We start from the raw sequence: 18,603 nt of genomic DNA, 5'->3' as shown, positions 1-18,603 counted from the left end.
CCCGAACGTCCAGGTAGGGCTATGGTTAAAAACGCGGCAGTTTTTATCAAACGTTGTTTCTAAAGTGCCCCTGGATCAGGTATAACTACCAGTCAGGACGCCGTGATTTTTGGGTATTTGCGGGAACGCTAATGGGGCATATCTGAGAGCGAAGATAATGGCCAAACCTTCCTATAAATCTATCAACGACCCCCAGGCAGGCGACAAAATTCAACAGTTTCGCCAGGACCTCGACCAGGAATTAGAACATGCGATTGAGGGGCACGAGTTTAAGATGGTCTACATCGGTATCGCCACCCTAATTGCCTTTGCCTCGGTTATTTACTTGGCCTGGAAATACTAAATAAAATCGATCTTTAATAGTTAGATTTAAGCTAAAAAACAAAAGCTGCGGATGTCCTCTATCCGCAGCTTTTATCTGTTAAAGCCATTCATTGCCGCAATGGGCCGCTGCCTAGTGCAAATAGATCTGCATACCTACGACAATAGCAATCAGCAGCACCACCGGAAGCGCGATCGCCGCCATGCCGTTGTGGCTCTTGACCACCCGCGCCTCATGGCTAATCACCGCCGACTTAATGGTTTCGTGCATCTCCTCGCGCAGCTTGGTCAGTTCCCCGTCCAGGCTGTCGGCGCTGTAGAGCTGCCGCAGCCGGTCAAACACATCACGGGCTAAAATCAGACTTTTTTCAGGGTTTTCAAACACCATATCCATGATTTCGTCATGGGAGAAAATTACGATTTTGGCCTCCTCGCGGGCCTGGGCCGTGGAAGATCGGGGGCGGCGATCGATCAGCTCTACCTCGCCAAAAACTCGCCCTGGGCCTAGGGATTTCGCGACTACCTGACCGGTCTCCGGGTATGTGTCCACCAGATCGATGCGGCCCGACTTGATCAGATAAACCTGCTGGCTTTCGTCTCCTTCCCGATAGATCACGTCGCCTGGGGAATAGGTGAGTTTTTCCATAGATAAGTTTCGCGCAGCGCGTTAGTTTCGCGGCTATTGTTCCCATACTAGGCCCAGTTCTATCGCTCACTCGGGTGAGCTATTCCCGCGTAGAGCTTCGTTGTTTATCTGGCAGAGGTGAAAGTCCCATGGCGCAGGTTATTTCGATTCACTCCTTTCGCGGCGGCACTGGCAAATCAAACCTCACGGCGAACATTGCTACGGCAGTGGCCAGCCAGGGCAAGCGCGTTGCCATTGTCGATACCGATATTCAGTCCCCTGGCATTCACGTGCTGTTTGGCCTCGACGAAGAAGACTTTACCCACTCCCTCAATGACTACCTGTGGGACAAGTGCAGCGCCAAGGATGCCGCCTACGATGTGACCTCCCATGTTGTCACCGCAGAGGGGTCTTCCGCCGAGATCAGCGGTACGGTGTACCTGGTTCCCTCCAGCCTTAAGGCGGGTGAAATCGCCAAAATTCTGCGGGAAGGCTACGACGTTGGCCTGCTCAATGATGGCTTTCACGACCTGATCGATCAACTTAACCTCGATTACCTGTTTATTGACACTCACCCCGGCCTCAACGAGGAAACCCTGCTGTCCATTGCCATTTCCGATCGCATGGTGATCATCCTGCGTCCCGACCGTCAGGACTTTCTGGGCACCGCCGTCACCCTTGAGGTGGCCCAGAAGCTCGATGTGCCCGACATCACCCTGCTGGTCAACAAGGCCCCCGACATCTACCCCCGCGAAACGCTGATCGACAAAGTGCAAACCCAGTACGGCGTGCCCGTCGGTGGACTGTTCTATGAAAACGATGAGATGCTGCAGTTAGCCAGCGGCGGTATTTTTTGGCTCCACCACCCCGACCATGCCTTTAGTCAGGAGGTGCACATCGTAGCTCGCCAACTCATTGCCACGGAGTAGCTCGATGACTCACCCCCTCCCTGGGGAACGCCCCACCCCCCGGCCGCAGCCAGGTGCTGGTGCCGGACCCAAAACAATGACCGATCTGCTGGGTCTCGCGGATCCGGAGCGCACCCTGGTGAACTGGCTGGTGCGTCAGCGGAGGGCCTCCCTGGCGGATATTGTTGCCCACACCCAGATGGAAGCCGCCGCTGCCCAGGCCCTGGTGGATAAGCTGCTGGCCGGGGGCTTCCTGGTGGTAGAAGATGGCTCTAATCCGGCTATCTTTAAACCCAACCTGGTCTCACGCAAGCCGCGTACGGTCCCCGACAAACTCTGGAATGCTCTGGAGTAGAGAGTTGAGGCATACCTGCGCCCACCGAATGATCAGCCGCTCCCACGCCAGGACGGCTGTAAGCACGGCGATGCTCCTTAGTTGTGGCCAGACTTGTGGCCAGCACCTCTCATCCGAAATCCGATTTGGGCAACCCCGATTCATAACCAGGAACCCCGTAGGGGCATAGCATGCTGCGCCCCTACGAATCGGCGGTATTCAGGTAGGATTTGTCCTGAGAATATAGCGATGGCTATTGATGACCCCAATACCAGCGCTGTGACCATTGCTTCTAAGAAATCAGAGGCGAATGGATGTCAGCTTCTAGAGCTCGCGGCTCAGCGCTGGGGGGGTTGGCGTTTCAGCCTCCAGCACCTCAGGAATGCCGCCGTTGAGCACGGTAATCACCTGGGGTGGAGTAGCGTCGGGGGGATAGACCAGATCAATTTCAAGGTCGTGACGAGCCTCGGCGGGGATATTGAGTCTCAACAGGGCATCGGCCTCTTGGCCCCGGCGCTGCACGAGGTGAACGTAGTGGGTGCGCTGTAGTCCCATCTGGTTTTTGAATCTCAAGCGCACAGTGCCTCGAAAGAAAATGCGATCTTCGGGTGGACGCCGAAACCGCAGCCCCTGCACTAGCTCTTCGTCACGCATGGGGGTTTGAAACTTGAGGGTGACGGTTTGCTGCGTCCCTCGGTTGTTGTACAGGGGCAGCTTGAGGCTGTAGCGCACACCGTAGTTGCCGTGGGCGCGGAACGCGGTGTCGGGGTAGCGAGCCAACATGGGAGCGCTCTGAATTTGGCCAGTGCCAAAGGTATTGCGGTCCACGGAGCTAATCACGTAGGAGAAGGCGTTGCCCGGTGCCGGAATCGTTAGCACATCGGTGTCGGGGGAATCAGTTAGGGTGGCTTTCCAGTTAGACCCTTTGGCGACTCCGGCAACCCGGCCGTAATAGAAGCGCCCAAACCGATGGGTATCCGGGTCAGACGGGGGAATATCGCGAGGGCCAGCCAGGCGGCCCTGCCTGAGCACCTGCAACCAGTCCTGAAGGGTGGGCACACGCTCGTTCCCGTTGGGCAGTAGGTCGGCGTAGCGGGCCAGGCTGGCCACGTGCACCGGGCCGCTGCTGGAGAGGTACATCATGGCCGTGCGACCGTTACTGGGGATGGGACGCGGCGCGACGGGGCGGGGTGGAGCGCCGGTACCGTTCTCGCCGACTTCCGCTGTGAGTTGAGCGTCGGCCGCAGTGAGGGTGACCGGACGTACGGGCGGCTTGGGAATATAGCTGCCCTGGGGATGGCTGCCGTTGACGGGCACCGTGAGCTGACGCAGGGGAATGGGGGTATTCATCAACAACTGCACATGGCCTGGGGGAATGGTAATGCGCTCGGGCCAGTGGGATTGATTGGCTCCCCGTAGAATGTCGGTGGTGGTGCGACTGCCCGGACCCGCAAAGACATTGCCATTGCTACTCAGGCGCACGTCGGGCAGGTTGAGGAAAGGAGCTTCCTGGCTGAGGTAGCTCACCCCCTGATGAATCGTGATGTCAACGGGCTCGGTGCCGGGATTATGGACGACGATGCCCATAAACAGGGTGCGGCGGTCGTCGGGGTCTACGCCCCGGGCAATGTGGTGGGCAAAGACGTCAAAGCGACCGTTGAAGGCGTAGTTGAGGTGGGCCTCGGGGGTGGCCATGCCGTCTTTCGGGAAGGTAGAGAGCAGAATGCCGTTCTGCTGTACCACTTCGGGGCTATTGCTGTTGAAAACCGGAATTTCGTCCAGGCTGCCGGGCAGAGGACGAACTTCCTGATAGCGAATGACTTCGGCGTAGGTGCCATCGCGGGGAATGACAACGGTTTTAGCTTCGCTGGGGGGGGAGACCTCGCCTTGGGGAAGTTGAGCAAAGAGAGGGGAGAGGGTGAAAGCGACTAACGCACTCAGCATGAATAACCCGCGGAACGACCAAAATACTCGTGAATTCAGTGTGCCCAGGTAATCACAAGCCTGAAGCAGTAGACGACCCTGGCAATGGCCTTGATGACCTTGAAGGGTGGGTTGGGCTGGCGAGGACGTGCCAGGTTCGAGCCCAATGGGGAGGCTAATGTAACGCAGTATTTAGCCCGATCTACAATACCACCTATGGGGACAGGGTATTTCGCTGCTTTTTAGGGGGAATCATAGAATCTTTATAGATTCCCCCGGGGAGTTTATTGCCCCCGTAAAGGAGCGTCGAGCACTTTGGCGATGCGATCGCGGGTGTCTTCCAGGTAGGCCACGGTGGCGGTATCCAGCCGATTGCCCCGGCGGTTGAGGTGGTGAGCGATCGCCCCCTGGAGCTGTCTGAGCTGGTAGCGAGCCAGCACCCGGGCTTCTTCGGGGGCACCGAAGGTGAATTCCTGCGCCACAAACTCCAGTAGACTGCCAACCCCTTCGCCCGAGCCATGGTTGCGCAGCACCAGGCTGGTCAGCGTATTCAGGTGGTGTCGCTGGAGACCCTGACGCAGGCTGGAGATGGACACCCCCTCGGCGGGCGGATTGAGCACCTCGGACCAGATGGAATGCCCGAGGGTGTCGAACAGTTCGGCCAGCCTAAACGCCTCCCCGCCCGGCTGCTTAAACTCGCTATCGCGCAGCCGCAGCAGCCGATAGCCGTCCAGCAGGTCGCTGAGGGTGAAGGCCTGGGTAAACAGGATGCGATCGTAGATGGGATAGTCAATCCGATCGACGAAGGGGTTCTGGCCCCAGTCGAGCCAGCGGTCTGGGGCGAGGCGGTTGACCAGTTCTGGAGAGAGGGCCAGGGCATCGGGGGCAAAGACTCGGTGGTTGAGCACCGCCAGGGCCCGCCGCTGCTCCGCTGCTGGAATGGGTTCGAAGGGGGCTCGACCCCGTGAACTCCAGGGGTCTGTGCGGGTGAATCGCTGACCACCGATGTAGTTGGCGATGATCATGGCCTGCATGTCGTAGTGGGAAAAGACCAAATTGACCCGCTGCCGCAGCTGACCGTAGCCCTCGCCGGGGTTTACCGAGTACCAGTCCAGGCGGTCCCAGATGGTCTTGGCGATCGCCATCTGGTCCTCGGCATAGCCCAGGGGATCGCTGCTCATATCCCAGGCGCTGGCCTTGGGATCGAGCAGGGCAAAGGCATCTTCGTCGGGGGCGTAGGCCAGCCCCGGCCCCGTGCGGTTGGCAATGGGCTGTAGCTCTCGCTGGGCGGCGATGGGGGTGCTGACCGGGCGGTAGCCGTACTCGATCGTCCACAGGTCGTAGGGACCCAGCTTGGTGGGAAAATAGTCGCCCTGGGGCTGGCCCGGGGGGGCCAGGTTGGGGGGGAGATAGTCCATGATAGAGCTGGCCATCCCCTGGGCCTGCGTGATCGCCGGGTCGTTCACCTCAGCGGGAGACAGCAGCGTGCTGCCAGCAAAATTGTGCCGCAGCCCCAGCACGTGCCCCACTTCGTGGGCGGTGAGCATCCTCAGATACTGCTGAATGTAGGTCTGCTTGGCCTCGCGGCTGGAGAAGGGAGGGGCCAGGGTGGCGATCGCCAATGAGCCAAAGGCGCTGGTCTGAGCCGATCGCAGTCCAGCACAGTAATCCATGGCATCCAACCGCTGCACGGCGTTAGCGGGACGGGACGAGGGACGGGTCGCCTGGCGGGCCATCAGGCGATCGCTGAGGGGATGGCCGCAGGGGGCCAGTCCACCTGCCGTAGGAGCCGATCCGCTGATCAGAGTGTCGTACTCCAGGGCCAGGTCGCGCACCACGCTGGCGTCGAGGATAATGTCGGCGTCTAAAATTTCCCCGGTTAGCGGGTTGACCCGCGATGGCCCCAGTCCACTGGCCCAGGGGTACAGCGAATCTGACCAGCGAATCACGTTGTAGCGCACGTCGGCGGGGTCCCAACTGGCGTTGGCCGGCATTTCCCGTACCTCAATCGCCTGGATAAACCCGGCCCGCTCAAAGGCGGCATTCCACCACTTCACCCCGTCGGCAATGGCTTCTCGGTACTCAGTGGGAGTGGTGTTCTCAATCCAGAACACCAGCGGTTGCTTGGGCGGCGAGAGGGCGGCGGCGGGGTTTTGTTTCTCCAGATGCCAGCGGTGAATGTAGCGCACAAAGGGATCGGAGAGGCCGGGCCGTCCAGGCGATCGGTAGGCGGTGAGAAAGTACCCGATGCGCTCATCCGCCTGGCGGGGATGAAAACTGGGGTGGTTGGGTATCGCTGAGAGACTGTAGCGCACCCGCAGGTTAAATCCCCGCCGGTCTGGCAGGCTACTGAGCCCAAAGGCAAAGGGTGAGGTCGGACTGCCTCCACCGCTGAACCCCAGGACTGTTTCTAGCTCAATATTGTCAGGAAAGGCTTTGACTGGTCCCAGGTAGGATGCTTCGGCATTGAGCCCATAGCTGCCCAGCGCCCAGGGAAACTGGCCCGGCAGGTTGGCCAGGTCGCGACTGATCAAAAAGTCTTTCAGGTCAATCAAGAGTTCCCCGGTTTGGCTGTGGATGGCCTGGATGGGGAGGGTCGTTAAAACTGAATCGCCGAAGGACTCGCGCAGCAGTCGCTGGGCCTGGGGCTGCGGGTTGCGCACGTACAGGTTGGGCACCGCAACCTGGAGGCGGTTGTCGGGAATCCGGCGAAACTGGATCATTAAATCGTTGACGGGCCAGCCTCGAAACAGCCCCAGTTCCCCCAGCCCCGACTCCAGGTTGGCCATGAACAGCAGATTTTGCTGGAGCTGACTGGGCTTTAGCCCCAGGAACGCTCGATTCCGCTCCAGGTCGTGGTAGACCGTAAACAGACCCTGGGAAACCGTCAGCCCCTTGATAGTCTCATCAAAGGACTTGAGGCTGCCTGGCTCCGGTGGGGGAGTGGCTTCGGCATCGGGAACGCTGCTGTCCGCCGCTTCGCCCTGGGCGTAGAGCAGGGGCGAGGCGGACTCAGTTGTAGGGACAAAGGCTCTGGCCGGCTGGAGGTGAGCCCAGGCGAGGGTGGCCGCGATCGCCAGCCCGCAGAAAAAAATGAGTCCCAGCCGCATGCCCCGCTTCACCAGACGCCCTCCTTTACCCCTGCGCTAGAGGCGTTTCGTGTTGTCATATGATAGTTCCCAATTTCACCCTTTTCCCGATCCTATGTTGGAGACTGCCGCTGCTCTCATCTCGCCGCCCCTGCCTGGAACCTGGCCCCGGTTTGAATCGCCGCTCCGTCTCGGGGTGATGGCTTCGGGCAACGGCAGCAACCTGGAGGCGATCGCTCGATCGATCCAGCGCGATGAACTGCATGCCGAAATTCGCGTCGTCATCTACAACAACCCTGGGGCGGGGGTGGCCGAACGGGCCGCCCGCTTGGGTCTGCCAGCGGTGTTGCTCAACCATCGCCACTACCCCAGCCGCGAAGCTCTAGATAGTGATATTGTGCACAGGCTGCAGGCCCACGGGGTGGACTGGGTGATTATGGCGGGTTGGATGCGCTGCGTGACGACGGTGTTAATCGACGCCTTTGCCGGGCAGATCCTCAACATTCACCCCAGCCTGCTGCCCAGCTTTCCGGGGCTGCGAGCGGTAGAGCAGGCCCTGGCAGCGGGGGTGCGGGTGGCGGGCTGCACCGTCCACCAGGTGGAGCTGGCCGTGGACAGCGGCCCGGTGATTATGCAGGCGGCGGTGTCGGTGGAGCCGACTGATACGGCGGCAACCCTTCAGGCTCGGATTCAGGTGCAGGAGCACCGGATTTATCCGGCAGCGATCGCCCTGGCGGCGGAGCTGACTTAAAGGTGGCTTCAGAGCTTCAGAATGTACCCGCGCGGGTGACGGCAGGGGCGGGGGCGCTTCAGGAGAATGGGGACAACCTGGCGGTGAGAGGCTCAGCCCAACAGGGTAGCCCAGACCCAGGGAGTATGCCGTTACCCATAGTGAAATAAACCCATGGAAATCACGACCTTTGAGCTACTCGTCAAGCGCATTGCCCCGCCCCCGACCAGCCCTACCCTGGCTCGGCGGGTCATTCAAGGCTATTTCTTAACTCTCTCCAACCTGGAAGACCGCGACCTGACCTACCAGCTGGAGTTCACCGTTAGCCGCCCCAACCCCGCCAACCCCAACCGCAACCTGGCGGGCAACGCGGTGGTTGCCTTTGATGTGGCTGGGGCCAACAGCTTCTTAGCCCTGACCCCTGTCAGCCCCAGCCCGGTTACCCCGGTGTTTACCACCCGCTTTCGGGTGCCTGCCCGGCAGACCGCCTCTCTGCAACTGCTGCCCGATCTATCGAAGCCGGGCCTGTTCAATGAGGCCAATCCCGACATTGAGATTCGGGGCTATGTGCGGCTGAGCGTACCGGCCCTGCGCCAGGGCATCTTTTTGCGGCCCCAGGGCAGCACTCCGGTCAAGGTGCTGCTAAACCCTGAGATTCGCGGCACCTTCCTGCCCAATACCTTCCCCGGCAGCGGCGGTGACTTTGATCAAATCAACTATCCGCTGCAGCTGGCCAGCGGTAAGGGGCTGAACGAAATCGTGCCCGACCCTGGTTCCTTCGTCATTGACCCGATCTTTGTAGGCAATGTGGGGCTAGAACGGCCCGTGATTCCTGAGCTGGTCAACCCTCCGGCCATCGACCTGTCGTTGCTCAGCCCGGCGGCCCGGGCCGAGGTGCTGGCTGAGACACTGGCCCAGGTGGATCCCAGCGCTGAAAACCTCAGCACCGTCAGTGCTCTGCTCTCTCGGCTCGAAATTCCCATCCGTATGGAGCCGGTGAGCCCATAACCCCAGCGCTGTCAGGGGGAACCCCTCCCCCAAGTGACGACTGGGTTGGGGCGATTGGGCCAACACCCTAAGCGCCCCAACCTATTTCAACCCGACGTTTGTCCCTACCGCTAACGTTTTTGCTCAGTCCGAGATCAGCCGTGGGCACCGCCTGCGGCTGGTTTGCCCTGCCGTAACCCTGGACCTTGCCATGCCATCACCTAAATTTGAACCTGTGTCCTACAGCTGGGTGGCGCTGCACCCGCAGCCCAAGGGGGTGATTCAGTTTATTGGCGGGGCGTTCTTTGGCACGTTTCCGACCCTGAGCTATCGCCACCTGCTGCAGGAGGTCTACCGGGCCGGGTATGCCGTGGTGGCCATGCCTTTCCGGTTCAGCTTTCGCCACTGGGGGATTGCCCTGGGGCTGCTGGAGGAACAGCGGCGGCTGCGGGCACTCCTGCCGGACCTGGCTCAGCGCTTGGGGTATGAGGGTGACCTCTACCGCCAGGGCGATCGCTACGCCTGGCTGGGCCACAGTCTGGGCTGTAAATATATTGCGCTGCTCGAACTGCTCTGCGGGGTGGAGCTGGATGTCCAGGATGAAACCCTCGATCGCGTGATTGGGTCCAAAACGGCCCGCTGGCTGCGCGATCGCCTCTCTACCGTCCCCACCATCTGGAACCAGCCCTCCCAACTGCTGGCCCCCGACCTTAGCGATACCACCAGTGCCGTGCCCGTCAAGGCCCTGGCCCACCTGCTCGACGCCCTGGGGCTGGGGGTACAACCCACCCGATCGCAGACCCTGGCCCTGATCGATCGCAGCCGCCTGTTCAACCTGACCGCCATGGTCGCCTACGACCGCGACGGAGTGGCGGGCAGCCTTCAAGACGCCTGTGCGGCCACCAGCGACGTGCTCTGGCTTTACCAACACCTCCAGGCCAAGGGGCTGATCTATCGCGAGTTTGAGGGCAGGCATCTGGAGCCCCTGGGGGTAAAAATCGGCTCCTGGCTGGTCGATCTCAACCCCCTGGATAAATTCATCAAGCCCCTGGGGCAGTGGCCCACGGGCGACGCTGTGCTGGAGCTGTTTACCCGCCTGCAAACGGTGGAGATGACCGCCGAAGTGGGGATGACCGCCGAGGCGGTCTCTGGGGACAGGGTGCCGACCCTGGTTGAGCGATAGCGCCCTAACCTAGGGCTGTCATCCATTAGCGGCTAAATACCCATAGCTGTCAAATACCCCAAAATTAAGGGTTACAGCCCCTAGCCTGTCTTTGGGGTCGGGCGTGGCAAAGCTTGATATACCGAGCTTTTAGCCACAATTGATGACACGCCCTAGCGCTGAGCGATCGGGTTCAGCAGTCGGCTGGCCGGAAACTGAGGATCGAGCTGAAGCACCATGTGGCGCTGGTCGATCCTCAGCCACCCCTCGGCTTTAAAGTCCTTGAGCAACCGGGTGACGGTGACCCGAGTGGTGCCGATGGCCGTAGCCAGTTGGTGATGGGTAAGCCGGATGGGAATGCGGATACCGCTGGGTTCTACCTGACCAAAGTCCTGGGCCAGCATCAGCAAAAAATGCCTGAGTCTATCGGCGACCAGCCGCTTGCCCGAGAGGGCCAGCCAGGCCTCGGCCTGCTGCATACGCAGCAGAATATTGCGAAACATGCCCGCCATCAGCACCGACGACCCTTCGATTTCAGCCATGGGCAGCGATAGGACATCGACATCGGTGATGGCGGTCACCCAGTAGGGGTCAACGGTGGTCAGGGGTAGTCCCACCGGCATCGACGGCCCGGCCAGCCCCAGCAGGGTTTCGCTACCGTCTTGCTGAATGGTAAACAGTTGAACGATGCCCCGACAGATGACCAGCACATCGTCAGCTCGCAGCGGAATCGGTCGCCCGGCGGCGTAGGGCACTAGCGCCCGCTCTCGGTAGAGCTGCTCCAGCAGCTGAATAAAGGTACGATGGCTGTAGACGTCTAGGGCAGCATTGCCAACGGCAGAAGTTGCGGTTACAGACACGGAGGTACCTAGAGTGCGCCGGGGTAACTACTGGCCCACCAAACGCTCAACCATGATGTGCAGCCATCAAAGCGTGGCCGTCACTGGCGATCGCGGTTGGTCGAGAGCCGTGTCACTGAGCAGTTCCAGTCAAATCTGGCTCAATGGCAGCCTTCCGGCAGCAGAGTTCCCAGCTACATCATCAACGCCCTGAATTAAGAAACTCCTCAATCCAGGTTAAGTTCAGGCAAACACTTCGTTAACCTTTGTGATCTGCCGCACCTGGCTCGCCCTGCTTGGCTATATGCGATACGTTTCCCCGGTGCCGATATCTCCGACTACGGATTGGTGAGGTACTCGCGTACGTCGGTGACCTGGCCCGCCACCGCCGCCGCCGCCACCATGGCCGGGCTCATCAGCAGCGTGCGGCCCGAGGCCGACCCCTGCCGCCCCTTGAAGTTGCGGTTGGACGACGACGCGCTGAGCTGCCGCCCCTGGAGCTTGTCGGGGTTCATGGCCAGGCACATGGAACAGCCCGCCTCGCGCCACTCAAAGCCCGCCTCGGTAAAGATTTTGTCCAACCCCTCAGCTTCGGCCTGCTGCTTCACCCGCTCGGAACCGGGTACTACAAAGGCTTTCACCCCCGCCGCCACCCGGTGACCCTGGGCAATCTTCGCCGCCTCCCGCAGGTCGCTGATGCGCCCGTTGGTGCAGCTGCCAATGAAGCACACATCGACGGCGGTGCCTTTGAGGCTTTGACCAGGGGCGAGATCCATGTAGGCAAAGGCGTCTTGGGCCAGCACCTGTTCTTCGGCGGGCAGGCTGGCGGGGGCGGGCAGGGTTTCGTTGATGCCAATGCCCTGGCCCGGCGTGATGCCCCAGGTGACGGTGGGGGCAATGTCGGCGGCGTTCATCACCACCACGTCGTCGTACTCAGCATCGCCATCGCTGCGCAGGGTGTGCCACCAGGCGACGGCCTGATCCCAGGCCTCCCCCTGGGGCGCAAAGTCGCGTCCCTTGAGGTAGTCGTAGGTAATCTGGTCGGGGTTGACGTAGCCGCAGCGGGCGCCGCCCTCGATCGCCATATTGCAGAGGGTCATGCGCTCTTCCATGGACATGGCTTCGATCGCCGTACCGGCAAACTCGTAGGCGTAGCCCACCCCGCCCTTCACCCCCAGGGTGCGAATGATGTGCAGAATCACGTCCTTGGCGTAGACCCCCGGCTGGAGCGCACCGTTGACCTCGATGCGGCGCACCTTGAGCTTGCCCAAAGCCAGGGTTTGGGAGGCCAGCACGTCGCGCACCTGGCTGGTGCCAATGCCAAAGGCGATCGCCCCAAAGGCCCCGTGGGTGGAGGTGTGGCTGTCGCCGCAGGCGATCGTCATGCCCGGCTGGGTCAACCCCTGTTCGGGGGCAATTACGTGGACAATGCCCTGGCTGCCGGAGCCGATGTTGTAAAAGCGAATGCCGTGCTCCTGGCAGTTTTGCTCCAGGGCCTGCATCATCGCCTCGGCCAGGGGGTCGGCGAAGGGCCGGGCCTGGCTGTCGGTGGGCACGATGTGGTCGACCGTGGCGACGGTGCGATCGGGGTACATCACCTTGAGCTGGCGTTCGCGCACCATGGCAAAGGCCTGGGGACTGGTGACCTCGTGCACCAGGTGCAACCCAATAAACAGCTGAGTCTGCCCCGAGGGCAGGGTACCAACGGTGTGCAAATCCCAGACTTTGTCGAACAGCGTACCCTTGCTCATGGCAGACCTGTGGGGCAATAACGGTAAAGGAGTGGCGGTGAAACAGAGGCGCAGGCGGCGAACCCGTTGCCAGTGTTCTATCTTAGCCCAAACCCCCGGCCCCATTGCCCAGTCGCCTATATCAAGAGGCAGGGCAGAATTGTATCTGCTGACGCTTGTTACTCCTTTATCGATTCTTTACGATTTGCTGGTAGATTCCGGTCTGGTGTGGTTATGGCCTTTGGCAAACTCCAAAACGTTTCCGCCAGAGCCGTTCTACATAAAACTGCTTCGATTAAATCAGGAGATATGTCATGGGTTTTCTAGGCAAGCTGTTTGGCAAAAAAGAAGAAGAAAAAGCGAAGGCTTCCCCCAAAATCAACGTAAAACAAGCGGCTGCTTCGGCCAAAATCGACCCCGCTAAAGTAGGCATTGACGGCCAGTTCGACGAGAGCGGTCTGGCCAAGCGCGTGGCCCTGGCCCTCGACCAGGCCAACATCTCTGACAGCGTGGGCCTGTGGGTAGCCCAGACTGGCTCTACCGTGGTGCTGAAGTACAATCCCGACGCTGAAAGCGTGCTGGAGCAGGCGAAGAAAGTAGCCCTGGGCGTCGATGGCGCGACCAACGTCACCACTCAGCCCAACTCCTAATCTCCATCTATGGGTACCCCGCAACGCCAGCATCGCTAACGGTGCTGGCGTTGCCTGTGGTGGGGGCTTTGAGCGCAGAGCTTCGCAACTAGGTCAAGACTTTTGGGGCTAGCTGTGGGCAAAGCTGAGGCAGTTTTTCGATCAGCAGACGGGCGCTCTCGACCGGCGAGAGGCCGGTGATGTCGAGCTGAGGAATTACTCGCTGCCGCCGCTCTAGGTCGTAGCGGTAGGTGCGATCGTAGTAGTCGAGGATGATGGCGCAGGCAGCGCGCAGGTTGCCCGCATGGATGTGCTGGATGGCGGCTTGGGTGCGATCGCCCCCCAGGCGCTTGCGAATTCGCTGGGTGGCCTCCACCAATTCTGCTGAAGCGGCCTCGCCGTAGATCTCCACCAGCAGGTCAAGGCGTTCGTCGAGCGATCGCACCACCTCCACCGCCGGAGCCGCCTCCATCTGGGCAAACAGCTCGTCGGGAATGCGGCAGGTGCCCACCCGGCGGCTCTCCGCCTCCAGCCAAATGGGCCGCTCCGTTTGGAACGTCGCCCACCGCTGGGCCAGCAAATTTTCGTAGTGCTCCGTCGAGGGCTGGGGGGGCAGCAGCAGCGCCCCAAAGCTGCTGCCCCGGTGGTTGGCGAGCCCCTCCAGATTCAGCACCGGCTCGCCCAAATCTGCCAGAGCCTGGAGAATCTGCGTCTTGCCGCTGCCCGTCATGCCACCCAAAATCACAATTGGCCTGGGTGTCGCCAGGGTCTCCCGCACCCAGCGACGGTAGGCTTTGTAGCCCCCCTCCAGGGTGTGCACCGTAAACCCGGCCAGTTCCAAAATCCAGCCCATGCCGCCGCTGCGCATGCCGCCGCGCCAGCAGTGCACCCGCAACTGGCGGTCGGGGGCCAGGGCCTTGGCGGCGCGAATGAACTCGCCACACTTGGGGCCAGCCAGGTCGAACCCCAGCTCCACCGCCGCCTCGCGGCCCACCTGTTTGTAGCAGGTGCCCACCTGGGCGCGTTCGTCGTCGGTGAAGAGGGGGAAGCTCACCGCGCTGGGGATGTGCCCGTGTTCGTATTCCCCCGGACTGCGTACGTCGAGGATGGGGCCAGAGCCTTGCAGAAAATGGTGAATATCTAAAGGCTTAGGCATAGTTAAGCAGGTAGCCCCTTAAACAAATGCAATAGATCAACTAAATTCAGGTTCAGACATACGGTTTGGCCCAGGATAAAAAAGACTGCTTCGAGGTCAACTTGGTATAGCTCAGGGACTTTAAGCCACTGCTATGGACCGAGCCGGTTTTACCAACTTACCGTAACGCTCGCAAAAGAATCGGACGCACTCGGGTGCCAGGTCGATCGCCGCTCCGTCGTAGGCTCCATTGTCGGGATTGGGCCAAATTAGGGCATAGTCTCCTTTGACAAACTGGAATCGCTCGCGATCGCGCAGAGGCAACAGCGCTGGGCCAGGGTCTTCTTCAATCAACAGCGCAAAAAAATCCAGCTCGTAGATTTCGACATCCAGTACTGCTTCAAACCATAACCGCAGGCAATAGTCACCCAACCATTCAGCTTTTAATAAGCCCCTTTCGGAGGTGTTTTGCCAGTGGATTTCGTCATTTGCCAGTGTTTGCCAAGCTTGCCACTCCATTGCCCTTAACCCACAATTTCGACTGTCTCGTTTTGCATCGCTCGCTGCCACTGATCCATCAACGCCTCTTCATGGGTTTCTACCCAAGCTTCAATCAACTGCTTTAGCTTTGGCGGCAACGGTTTGCCAGGTTTCATCCACCGATGAGACTTAATCTCAATGCGATAGCTGCCGTAATCGTTTTGGTATTTGACATGGACATGGGGCGGTGCATGATCGTTGTAGTTCATCAGCACGACCAGCAAGCCTTTTTAAAACGGGTGCGATACAGGCGGCATATCAAGCCATAGCATCCCAAATTTCAGGCAAATACAAAGGACTACACTTTCCCGTAATTTATTGTACTTTCCTGTAATCGACCAGGCCGTTGTCTATTGGCTTAACTTTGCGTATTCATTCGGAGCAGGCACCACGATGTATCCCTCGCTAACATCGCCCAGCACCCAGTTTCGCTCTAGACCCCAAACCCACCAGTGGGCCGCCGCGTAGGCGCAGGTGAGGCTATCCAGCTGGTCTTCCACCGCCTTCATCGCCGCCCCGGTGAGGGGAATCTCGGGCAGATCAGCGTCCTCCAGAGGCAGAGCAGGCTCCAGGGTCGGCAACACATCGAGCTGGTACTGCCGCAGTTTTTCCAACTCCGGACGACGCTGGGCCAGGGTGCCTTTCTTGTATTTCAGAATTTTGCTCAGACCAAACAGGTGCACCGTTGCCGGGTGGGGAAACACCTCCAGCTGAAATCGCCCCTGGGGTTGGGCGTCGCTGTGGGGCCGGTGCTGAAAACCCAGCGCCTCCAGCGCCAGGCCAAAGGCAATCAGCTTCTCGGCAAAGGGGCGGCCCCGGTTGGCGGGGTAGCAGCCCGCGTCGTAGCGGCCAAAGTACTTGTGGGCCAGGCGATCGGGCAGGCGCATCCCGGTCTCGTTAGGAATCAGCGTTGGCGCATCCACAGCCACCACGGCATTGGTAGACCCCTCCGCCCAGCGATCGATCCAGGCCAGGATGTCGGCGGTACTCTGGAGGCGATCGAGGGCGACCAGCTCCAGCGCATCGTCGGCCATAGTCAGGCAGCACAGCCCCGTAGGGCCACTCTGCCAGCCCAGATCAACGCCAAGAAAGCAGTGGTAGGGGGTGCGATCGCTCATTCTCCCAGCTCCACATACTCCCGCTGTTCTCCCCGGCGATACAGCCGAGTATTCACCTTTGGGTAATCACAAATATCAAACTCCAGCCGCATGCCCCCCACCAGGTAAACTAGATCCTCCCCAAAGGGATTGCTGAGGCTGTGGGCCAACCCACCCGCCACAAAACCCATAAAATCGCCGGGGCCAACCTCAAACGTCTCATCGCCAATCTCCGCCAGCCCCCGCCCGCTGAGGATGTAGATAAACTCCTCCTCGGCCTGGTGGCGGTGGTACTGGGTCGAGTCGTGGCCCGGCTCCACCCGCACCAGATGGACGCCGATGTACTCAAAGGCGATCGCATCTCCCAGCGACCTACCGTGGCGGATTGCTCTAGGATTGAGAGGGTGGGTAAAGGTGGATTCAGCCATGGCGCTGATGGCGGCAGCGGTTAAGAGCGGGTGAGGACGAGCCATAGGATAGTTCCAGTAGTAGCGTGAATGGGGGGGTGGGCAGGGCCCACCTACAGCGGCAAGCAGGTTTCTGAGATTAGGGGTTAGGGGAAAGTACACCGATGAAGTCTACACTGGCACAGCTCACCGCTCGGTTCGACCAGGCACTGGTTGCCGCCTTTGGCCCAGACCTGGCGGGCACCGACCCTATGCTGGTGCCCACCAGCAACCCCAAGTTTGGCGACTACCAGGCCAACCTGGCCATGTCCCTGGCCAAGCCGCTCAAGCAAAAACCCCGCGATATTGCCAGCCAGATCGTCGAAAAGCTCGACCTCAGCGATCTCTTCGAGCCGCCTGAAATTGCTGGCCCCGGCTTTATTAACCTGCGATTCAAAACCGAGTACCTGGAAGACCAGCTGCGCGCCATGCAGGCCGACCCGCGCCTGGGGGTAGAGCCGGTCAAGATGCCCCAGAAAGTGATTGTAGATTTCTCCAGCCCCAACATTGCCAAAGAAATGCATGTGGGGCACCTGCGCTCCACCATCATCGGCGACTCCATTGCCCGGGTGCAGGAGTTCATGGGTCACGACGTGCTCAGGCTCAACCACGTGGGCGACTGGGGCACCCAGTTTGGCATGCTGATCACCCACCTCCGAGAAGCCTGCCCCGAGGCGCTGGAGGCGGGTTCATCGGTCGATATTGGCGACCTGGTGGCCTTCTACAAGCAGGCCAAAAAACGCTTCGATGAGGACGACGATTTCAAAACCCGCTCCCGCGAGGCCGTGGTGGAGTTGCAGGCGGGGGATGCGATCGCCACCCAAGCCTGGCAAGCCCTCTGCGAACAGTCGCGCCAGGAATTTCAAACCATCTACGATCGCCTCGATATCGATATTAAAGAACGAGGTGAATCCTTCTATAACCCTTTGCTGGCCGACGTGGTGAGGGATCTGGAAGCCCTGGGCCTGTTAGTAGAGGATCAGGGAGCCAAGGTGGTCTTTGTCGAGGGCTTTACCAACAAAGACGGCGACCCGCTGCCGCTGATCATCCAAAAAACCGACGGCGGCTACAACTACGCCACCACCGACCTGGCCGCCATTCGCTACCGCACCCAGCAGGACGGCGCAGAGCGCGTGCTCTACGTCGTGGATGCGGGCCAGGGCAACCACTTTGCCCAGGTCTTCCAGGTGGCGGCAAAGGCGGGGTGGCTTCCGGCGGGGGTCGAGTTTACCCACGTGCCCTTTGGCGTCGTGCAGGGGGAGGACGGCAAAAAATTCAAAACCCGTTCCGGTGACACCATCAAGCTCAAGGACTTGCTGGATGAGGCGGTCAGTCGCGCCCGCGCCGACCTCACAGCCCGCATCGAAACGGAAGGGCGGCAGGAAACCGATGCTTTTGTGCAGCAGGTGGCCGAGACCGTAGGCATCGGCGCGGTCAAGTACGCCGACCTGAGCCAAAACCGTACCAGCAACTATATCTTTAGCTTCGACAAAATGCTGGCCCTGCAGGGCAATACCGCCCCCTACATGCTCTACGCCTACGTGCGGGTGCAGGGCATCGCCCGCAAAGGGGGAATTGACTTAGACAATCTCCCTGCCGAGGCCCGCATCCACCTCGAAGACGACAGCGAGTTTGCCCTGGCCCGCCACCTGCTGCAGCTCGACGAGGTGCTGGGCGAGGTAGCTCAGGATCTCTACCCCAACCGTCTATGCCAGTACCTGTTTGAGCTGAGCCAAAAGTTCAATCAGTTCTACGATCGCTGCTCGGTGCTCCAGGCGGCAGAACCCCAGCGCACCTCTCGGCTACTGCTCTGCGACCTTACCGCAAAAACCCTGAAGCTGGGTCTGTCGCTGCTGGGCATTCGCGTGTTGGAGCGCATGTAAGGGGCTATGCTTGACGGGTTTTGGCCGCCTGACATCTACCTAAAGGCAGGGGACAATTAACTTTAAACTTGCTTAGCTCATAATAGGCGCTAAATAGTGCCAATCTGGTGCCTCTATCTTGAAGAGATATCTCATTATCTAACCCGTAATCTTTTAACGGCTTAACTAATGCCTTTTATCTGGGTAATTGATTGAGCAAAGCTGAAGGCCGTCTGGAATTAAGAC

Annotated in this window: 18 protein-coding genes; 8 read left to right on the top strand and 10 right to left on the bottom strand. The window is 60.1% G+C overall.

All coding sequences use genetic code 11. The annotated features are described in order from the left end of the window. The first annotated feature begins 157 nt into the window (after nt 1-157). On the top strand, nt 158-343 hold the full coding sequence (locus tag NF78_RS18100; RefSeq protein WP_035990581.1) for a hypothetical protein: 186 nt from the start codon (nt 158-160) through the stop codon (nt 341-343). Between the two features lie 111 nt (nt 344-454). On the opposite strand, the gene NF78_RS18095 is transcribed toward NF78_RS18100, so the two are convergent. Then, nucleotides 455-967: a cyclic nucleotide-binding domain-containing protein gene (locus tag NF78_RS18095; RefSeq protein ID WP_035990578.1), complete on the bottom strand. Its 513-nt coding sequence runs from the start codon at nt 965-967 to the stop codon at nt 455-457. Nucleotides 968-1,095: 128 nt separating this feature from the next. Here NF78_RS18095 and NF78_RS18090 point away from each other — a divergent pair, with 128 nt between their 5' ends. Both NF78_RS18090 and NF78_RS18085 read left to right on the top strand, forming a co-directional pair. Continuing rightward, nucleotides 1,096-1,875 carry a MinD/ParA family protein gene (locus tag NF78_RS18090; protein WP_035990577.1) on the top strand — a complete coding sequence of 260 codons (780 nt, stop codon included), beginning with the start codon at nt 1,096-1,098 and terminating at the stop codon, nt 1,873-1,875. 76 nt (nt 1,876-1,951) lie between these two features. Then, a complete protein-coding gene (locus tag NF78_RS18085) occupies nt 1,952-2,209 on the top strand; it encodes a helix-turn-helix domain-containing protein (protein WP_035990575.1) in 258 nt (85 codons plus the stop codon). A gap of 303 nt (nt 2,210-2,512) precedes the next feature. Here the strand turns inward: NF78_RS18085 and NF78_RS18080 are convergent, their stop codons facing one another. Further along, nucleotides 2,513-4,132, bottom strand: a complete 1,620-nt coding sequence (locus tag NF78_RS18080; protein ID WP_035990573.1) for a DUF3370 domain-containing protein — start codon at nt 4,130-4,132, stop codon at nt 2,513-2,515. A 263-nt stretch (nt 4,133-4,395) separates the two neighbouring features. Beyond that, nucleotides 4,396-7,221 carry a zinc-dependent metalloprotease gene (locus tag NF78_RS18075; RefSeq protein ID WP_052050716.1) on the bottom strand — a complete coding sequence of 942 codons (2,826 nt, stop codon included), beginning with the start codon at nt 7,219-7,221 and terminating at the stop codon, nt 4,396-4,398. A 94-nt stretch (nt 7,222-7,315) separates the two neighbouring features. Between NF78_RS18075 and purN the strand changes: the two genes are divergently transcribed. The 3 genes from purN to NF78_RS18060 all read left to right on the top strand — a co-directional run bounded on the left by purN (nt 7,316) and on the right by NF78_RS18060 (nt 10,100). Next, nucleotides 7,316-7,951: a phosphoribosylglycinamide formyltransferase gene (gene purN / locus NF78_RS18070; RefSeq protein ID WP_035990571.1), complete on the top strand. Its 636-nt coding sequence runs from the start codon at nt 7,316-7,318 to the stop codon at nt 7,949-7,951. A gap of 153 nt (nt 7,952-8,104) precedes the next feature. Next, entirely contained in the window at nt 8,105-8,938 is an 834-nt protein-coding gene (locus tag NF78_RS18065; RefSeq protein ID WP_052050715.1) for a hypothetical protein, read from the top strand. Between the two features lie 190 nt (nt 8,939-9,128). Then, nucleotides 9,129-10,100 carry a DUF1350 family protein gene (locus tag NF78_RS18060; protein ID WP_081972749.1) on the top strand — a complete coding sequence of 324 codons (972 nt, stop codon included), beginning with the start codon at nt 9,129-9,131 and terminating at the stop codon, nt 10,098-10,100. Nucleotides 10,101-10,252: 152 nt separating this feature from the next. Here NF78_RS18060 and NF78_RS18055 read toward each other — a convergent pair whose 3' ends face one another. Together NF78_RS18055 and leuC are read right to left on the bottom strand one after the other, a co-directional pair. Further along, entirely contained in the window at nt 10,253-10,939 is a 687-nt protein-coding gene (locus tag NF78_RS18055) for a Crp/Fnr family transcriptional regulator (RefSeq protein WP_035990569.1), read from the bottom strand. Between the two features lie 317 nt (nt 10,940-11,256). Beyond that, on the bottom strand, nt 11,257-12,669 hold the full coding sequence (gene leuC, locus NF78_RS18050; RefSeq protein WP_035990567.1) for a 3-isopropylmalate dehydratase large subunit: 1,413 nt from the start codon (nt 12,667-12,669) through the stop codon (nt 11,257-11,259). Nucleotides 12,670-12,962: 293 nt separating this feature from the next. On the opposite strand from leuC, the gene NF78_RS18045 reads away from it, so the two are divergent. After that, nucleotides 12,963-13,298 carry a hypothetical protein gene (locus NF78_RS18045; RefSeq protein WP_035990565.1) on the top strand — a complete coding sequence of 112 codons (336 nt, stop codon included), beginning with the start codon at nt 12,963-12,965 and terminating at the stop codon, nt 13,296-13,298. Nucleotides 13,299-13,386: 88 nt separating this feature from the next. Here NF78_RS18045 and mnmH read toward each other — a convergent pair whose 3' ends face one another. From mnmH to NF78_RS18020, 5 genes are all read right to left on the bottom strand, one after another. Continuing rightward, on the bottom strand, nt 13,387-14,433 hold the full coding sequence (gene mnmH, locus NF78_RS18040; protein WP_035990563.1) for a tRNA 2-selenouridine(34) synthase MnmH: 1,047 nt from the start codon (nt 14,431-14,433) through the stop codon (nt 13,387-13,389). A 120-nt stretch (nt 14,434-14,553) separates the two neighbouring features. Beyond that, nucleotides 14,554-14,931 carry a hypothetical protein gene (locus tag NF78_RS18035; RefSeq protein WP_035990559.1) on the bottom strand — a complete coding sequence of 126 codons (378 nt, stop codon included), beginning with the start codon at nt 14,929-14,931 and terminating at the stop codon, nt 14,554-14,556. A 5-nt stretch (nt 14,932-14,936) separates the two neighbouring features. After that, nucleotides 14,937-15,161 carry a DUF4160 domain-containing protein gene (locus tag NF78_RS18030; RefSeq protein ID WP_197064920.1) on the bottom strand — a complete coding sequence of 75 codons (225 nt, stop codon included), beginning with the start codon at nt 15,159-15,161 and terminating at the stop codon, nt 14,937-14,939. A 141-nt stretch (nt 15,162-15,302) separates the two neighbouring features. Continuing rightward, complete coding sequence (locus NF78_RS18025; RefSeq protein WP_035990556.1) at nt 15,303-16,070, bottom strand: DUF429 domain-containing protein; 768 nt, start codon at nt 16,068-16,070, stop codon at nt 15,303-15,305. Beyond that, nucleotides 16,067-16,522 carry a cupin domain-containing protein gene (locus NF78_RS18020; RefSeq protein ID WP_035990554.1) on the bottom strand — a complete coding sequence of 152 codons (456 nt, stop codon included), beginning with the start codon at nt 16,520-16,522 and terminating at the stop codon, nt 16,067-16,069. The genes NF78_RS18025 and NF78_RS18020 overlap by 4 nt, the downstream gene beginning before the upstream one ends. A 98-nt stretch (nt 16,523-16,620) precedes the next feature. On the opposite strand from NF78_RS18020, the gene argS reads away from it, so the two are divergent. Next, nucleotides 16,621-18,378: an arginine--tRNA ligase gene (gene argS, locus NF78_RS18015; protein ID WP_035990551.1), complete on the top strand. Its 1,758-nt coding sequence runs from the start codon at nt 16,621-16,623 to the stop codon at nt 18,376-18,378. Nucleotides 18,379-18,603: the final 225 nt, after the last annotated feature.

Origin of the sequence: Leptolyngbya sp. KIOST-1 (assembly GCF_000763385.1) — a bacterium.
Taxonomy (GTDB): domain Bacteria; phylum Cyanobacteriota; class Cyanobacteriia; order Phormidesmidales; family Phormidesmidaceae; genus Nodosilinea.
Note: the sequence above shows the minus strand (reverse complement) of the source record. Positions and strands in the feature narration are given on the sequence as shown.

Coding starts and splice junctions, on each gene's coding strand:
- NF78_RS18100 (WP_035990581.1), top strand. CDS start 158: ATGGCCAAACCTTCCTATAAATCTATCAACGACCCCCAGGCAGGCGAC.
- NF78_RS18095 (WP_035990578.1), bottom strand. CDS start 967: ATGGAAAAACTCACCTATTCCCCAGGCGACGTGATCTATCGGGAAGGA.
- NF78_RS18090 (WP_035990577.1), top strand. CDS start 1,096: ATGGCGCAGGTTATTTCGATTCACTCCTTTCGCGGCGGCACTGGCAAA.
- NF78_RS18085 (WP_035990575.1), top strand. CDS start 1,952: ATGACCGATCTGCTGGGTCTCGCGGATCCGGAGCGCACCCTGGTGAAC.
- NF78_RS18080 (WP_035990573.1), bottom strand. CDS start 4,132: ATGCTGAGTGCGTTAGTCGCTTTCACCCTCTCCCCTCTCTTTGCTCAA.
- NF78_RS18075 (WP_052050716.1), bottom strand. CDS start 7,221: ATGCGGCTGGGACTCATTTTTTTCTGCGGGCTGGCGATCGCGGCCACC.
- purN (WP_035990571.1), top strand. CDS start 7,316: ATGTTGGAGACTGCCGCTGCTCTCATCTCGCCGCCCCTGCCTGGAACC.
- NF78_RS18065 (WP_052050715.1), top strand. CDS start 8,105: ATGGAAATCACGACCTTTGAGCTACTCGTCAAGCGCATTGCCCCGCCC.
- NF78_RS18060 (WP_081972749.1), top strand. CDS start 9,129: ATGCCATCACCTAAATTTGAACCTGTGTCCTACAGCTGGGTGGCGCTG.
- leuC (WP_035990567.1), bottom strand. CDS start 12,669: ATGAGCAAGGGTACGCTGTTCGACAAAGTCTGGGATTTGCACACCGTT.
- NF78_RS18045 (WP_035990565.1), top strand. CDS start 12,963: ATGGGTTTTCTAGGCAAGCTGTTTGGCAAAAAAGAAGAAGAAAAAGCG.
- mnmH (WP_035990563.1), bottom strand. CDS start 14,433: ATGCCTAAGCCTTTAGATATTCACCATTTTCTGCAAGGCTCTGGCCCC.
- NF78_RS18035 (WP_035990559.1), bottom strand. CDS start 14,931: ATGGAGTGGCAAGCTTGGCAAACACTGGCAAATGACGAAATCCACTGG.
- NF78_RS18030 (WP_197064920.1), bottom strand. CDS start 15,161: ATGAACTACAACGATCATGCACCGCCCCATGTCCATGTCAAATACCAA.
- NF78_RS18025 (WP_035990556.1), bottom strand. CDS start 16,070: ATGAGCGATCGCACCCCCTACCACTGCTTTCTTGGCGTTGATCTGGGC.
- NF78_RS18020 (WP_035990554.1), bottom strand. CDS start 16,522: ATGGCTCGTCCTCACCCGCTCTTAACCGCTGCCGCCATCAGCGCCATG.
- argS (WP_035990551.1), top strand. CDS start 16,621: ATGAAGTCTACACTGGCACAGCTCACCGCTCGGTTCGACCAGGCACTG.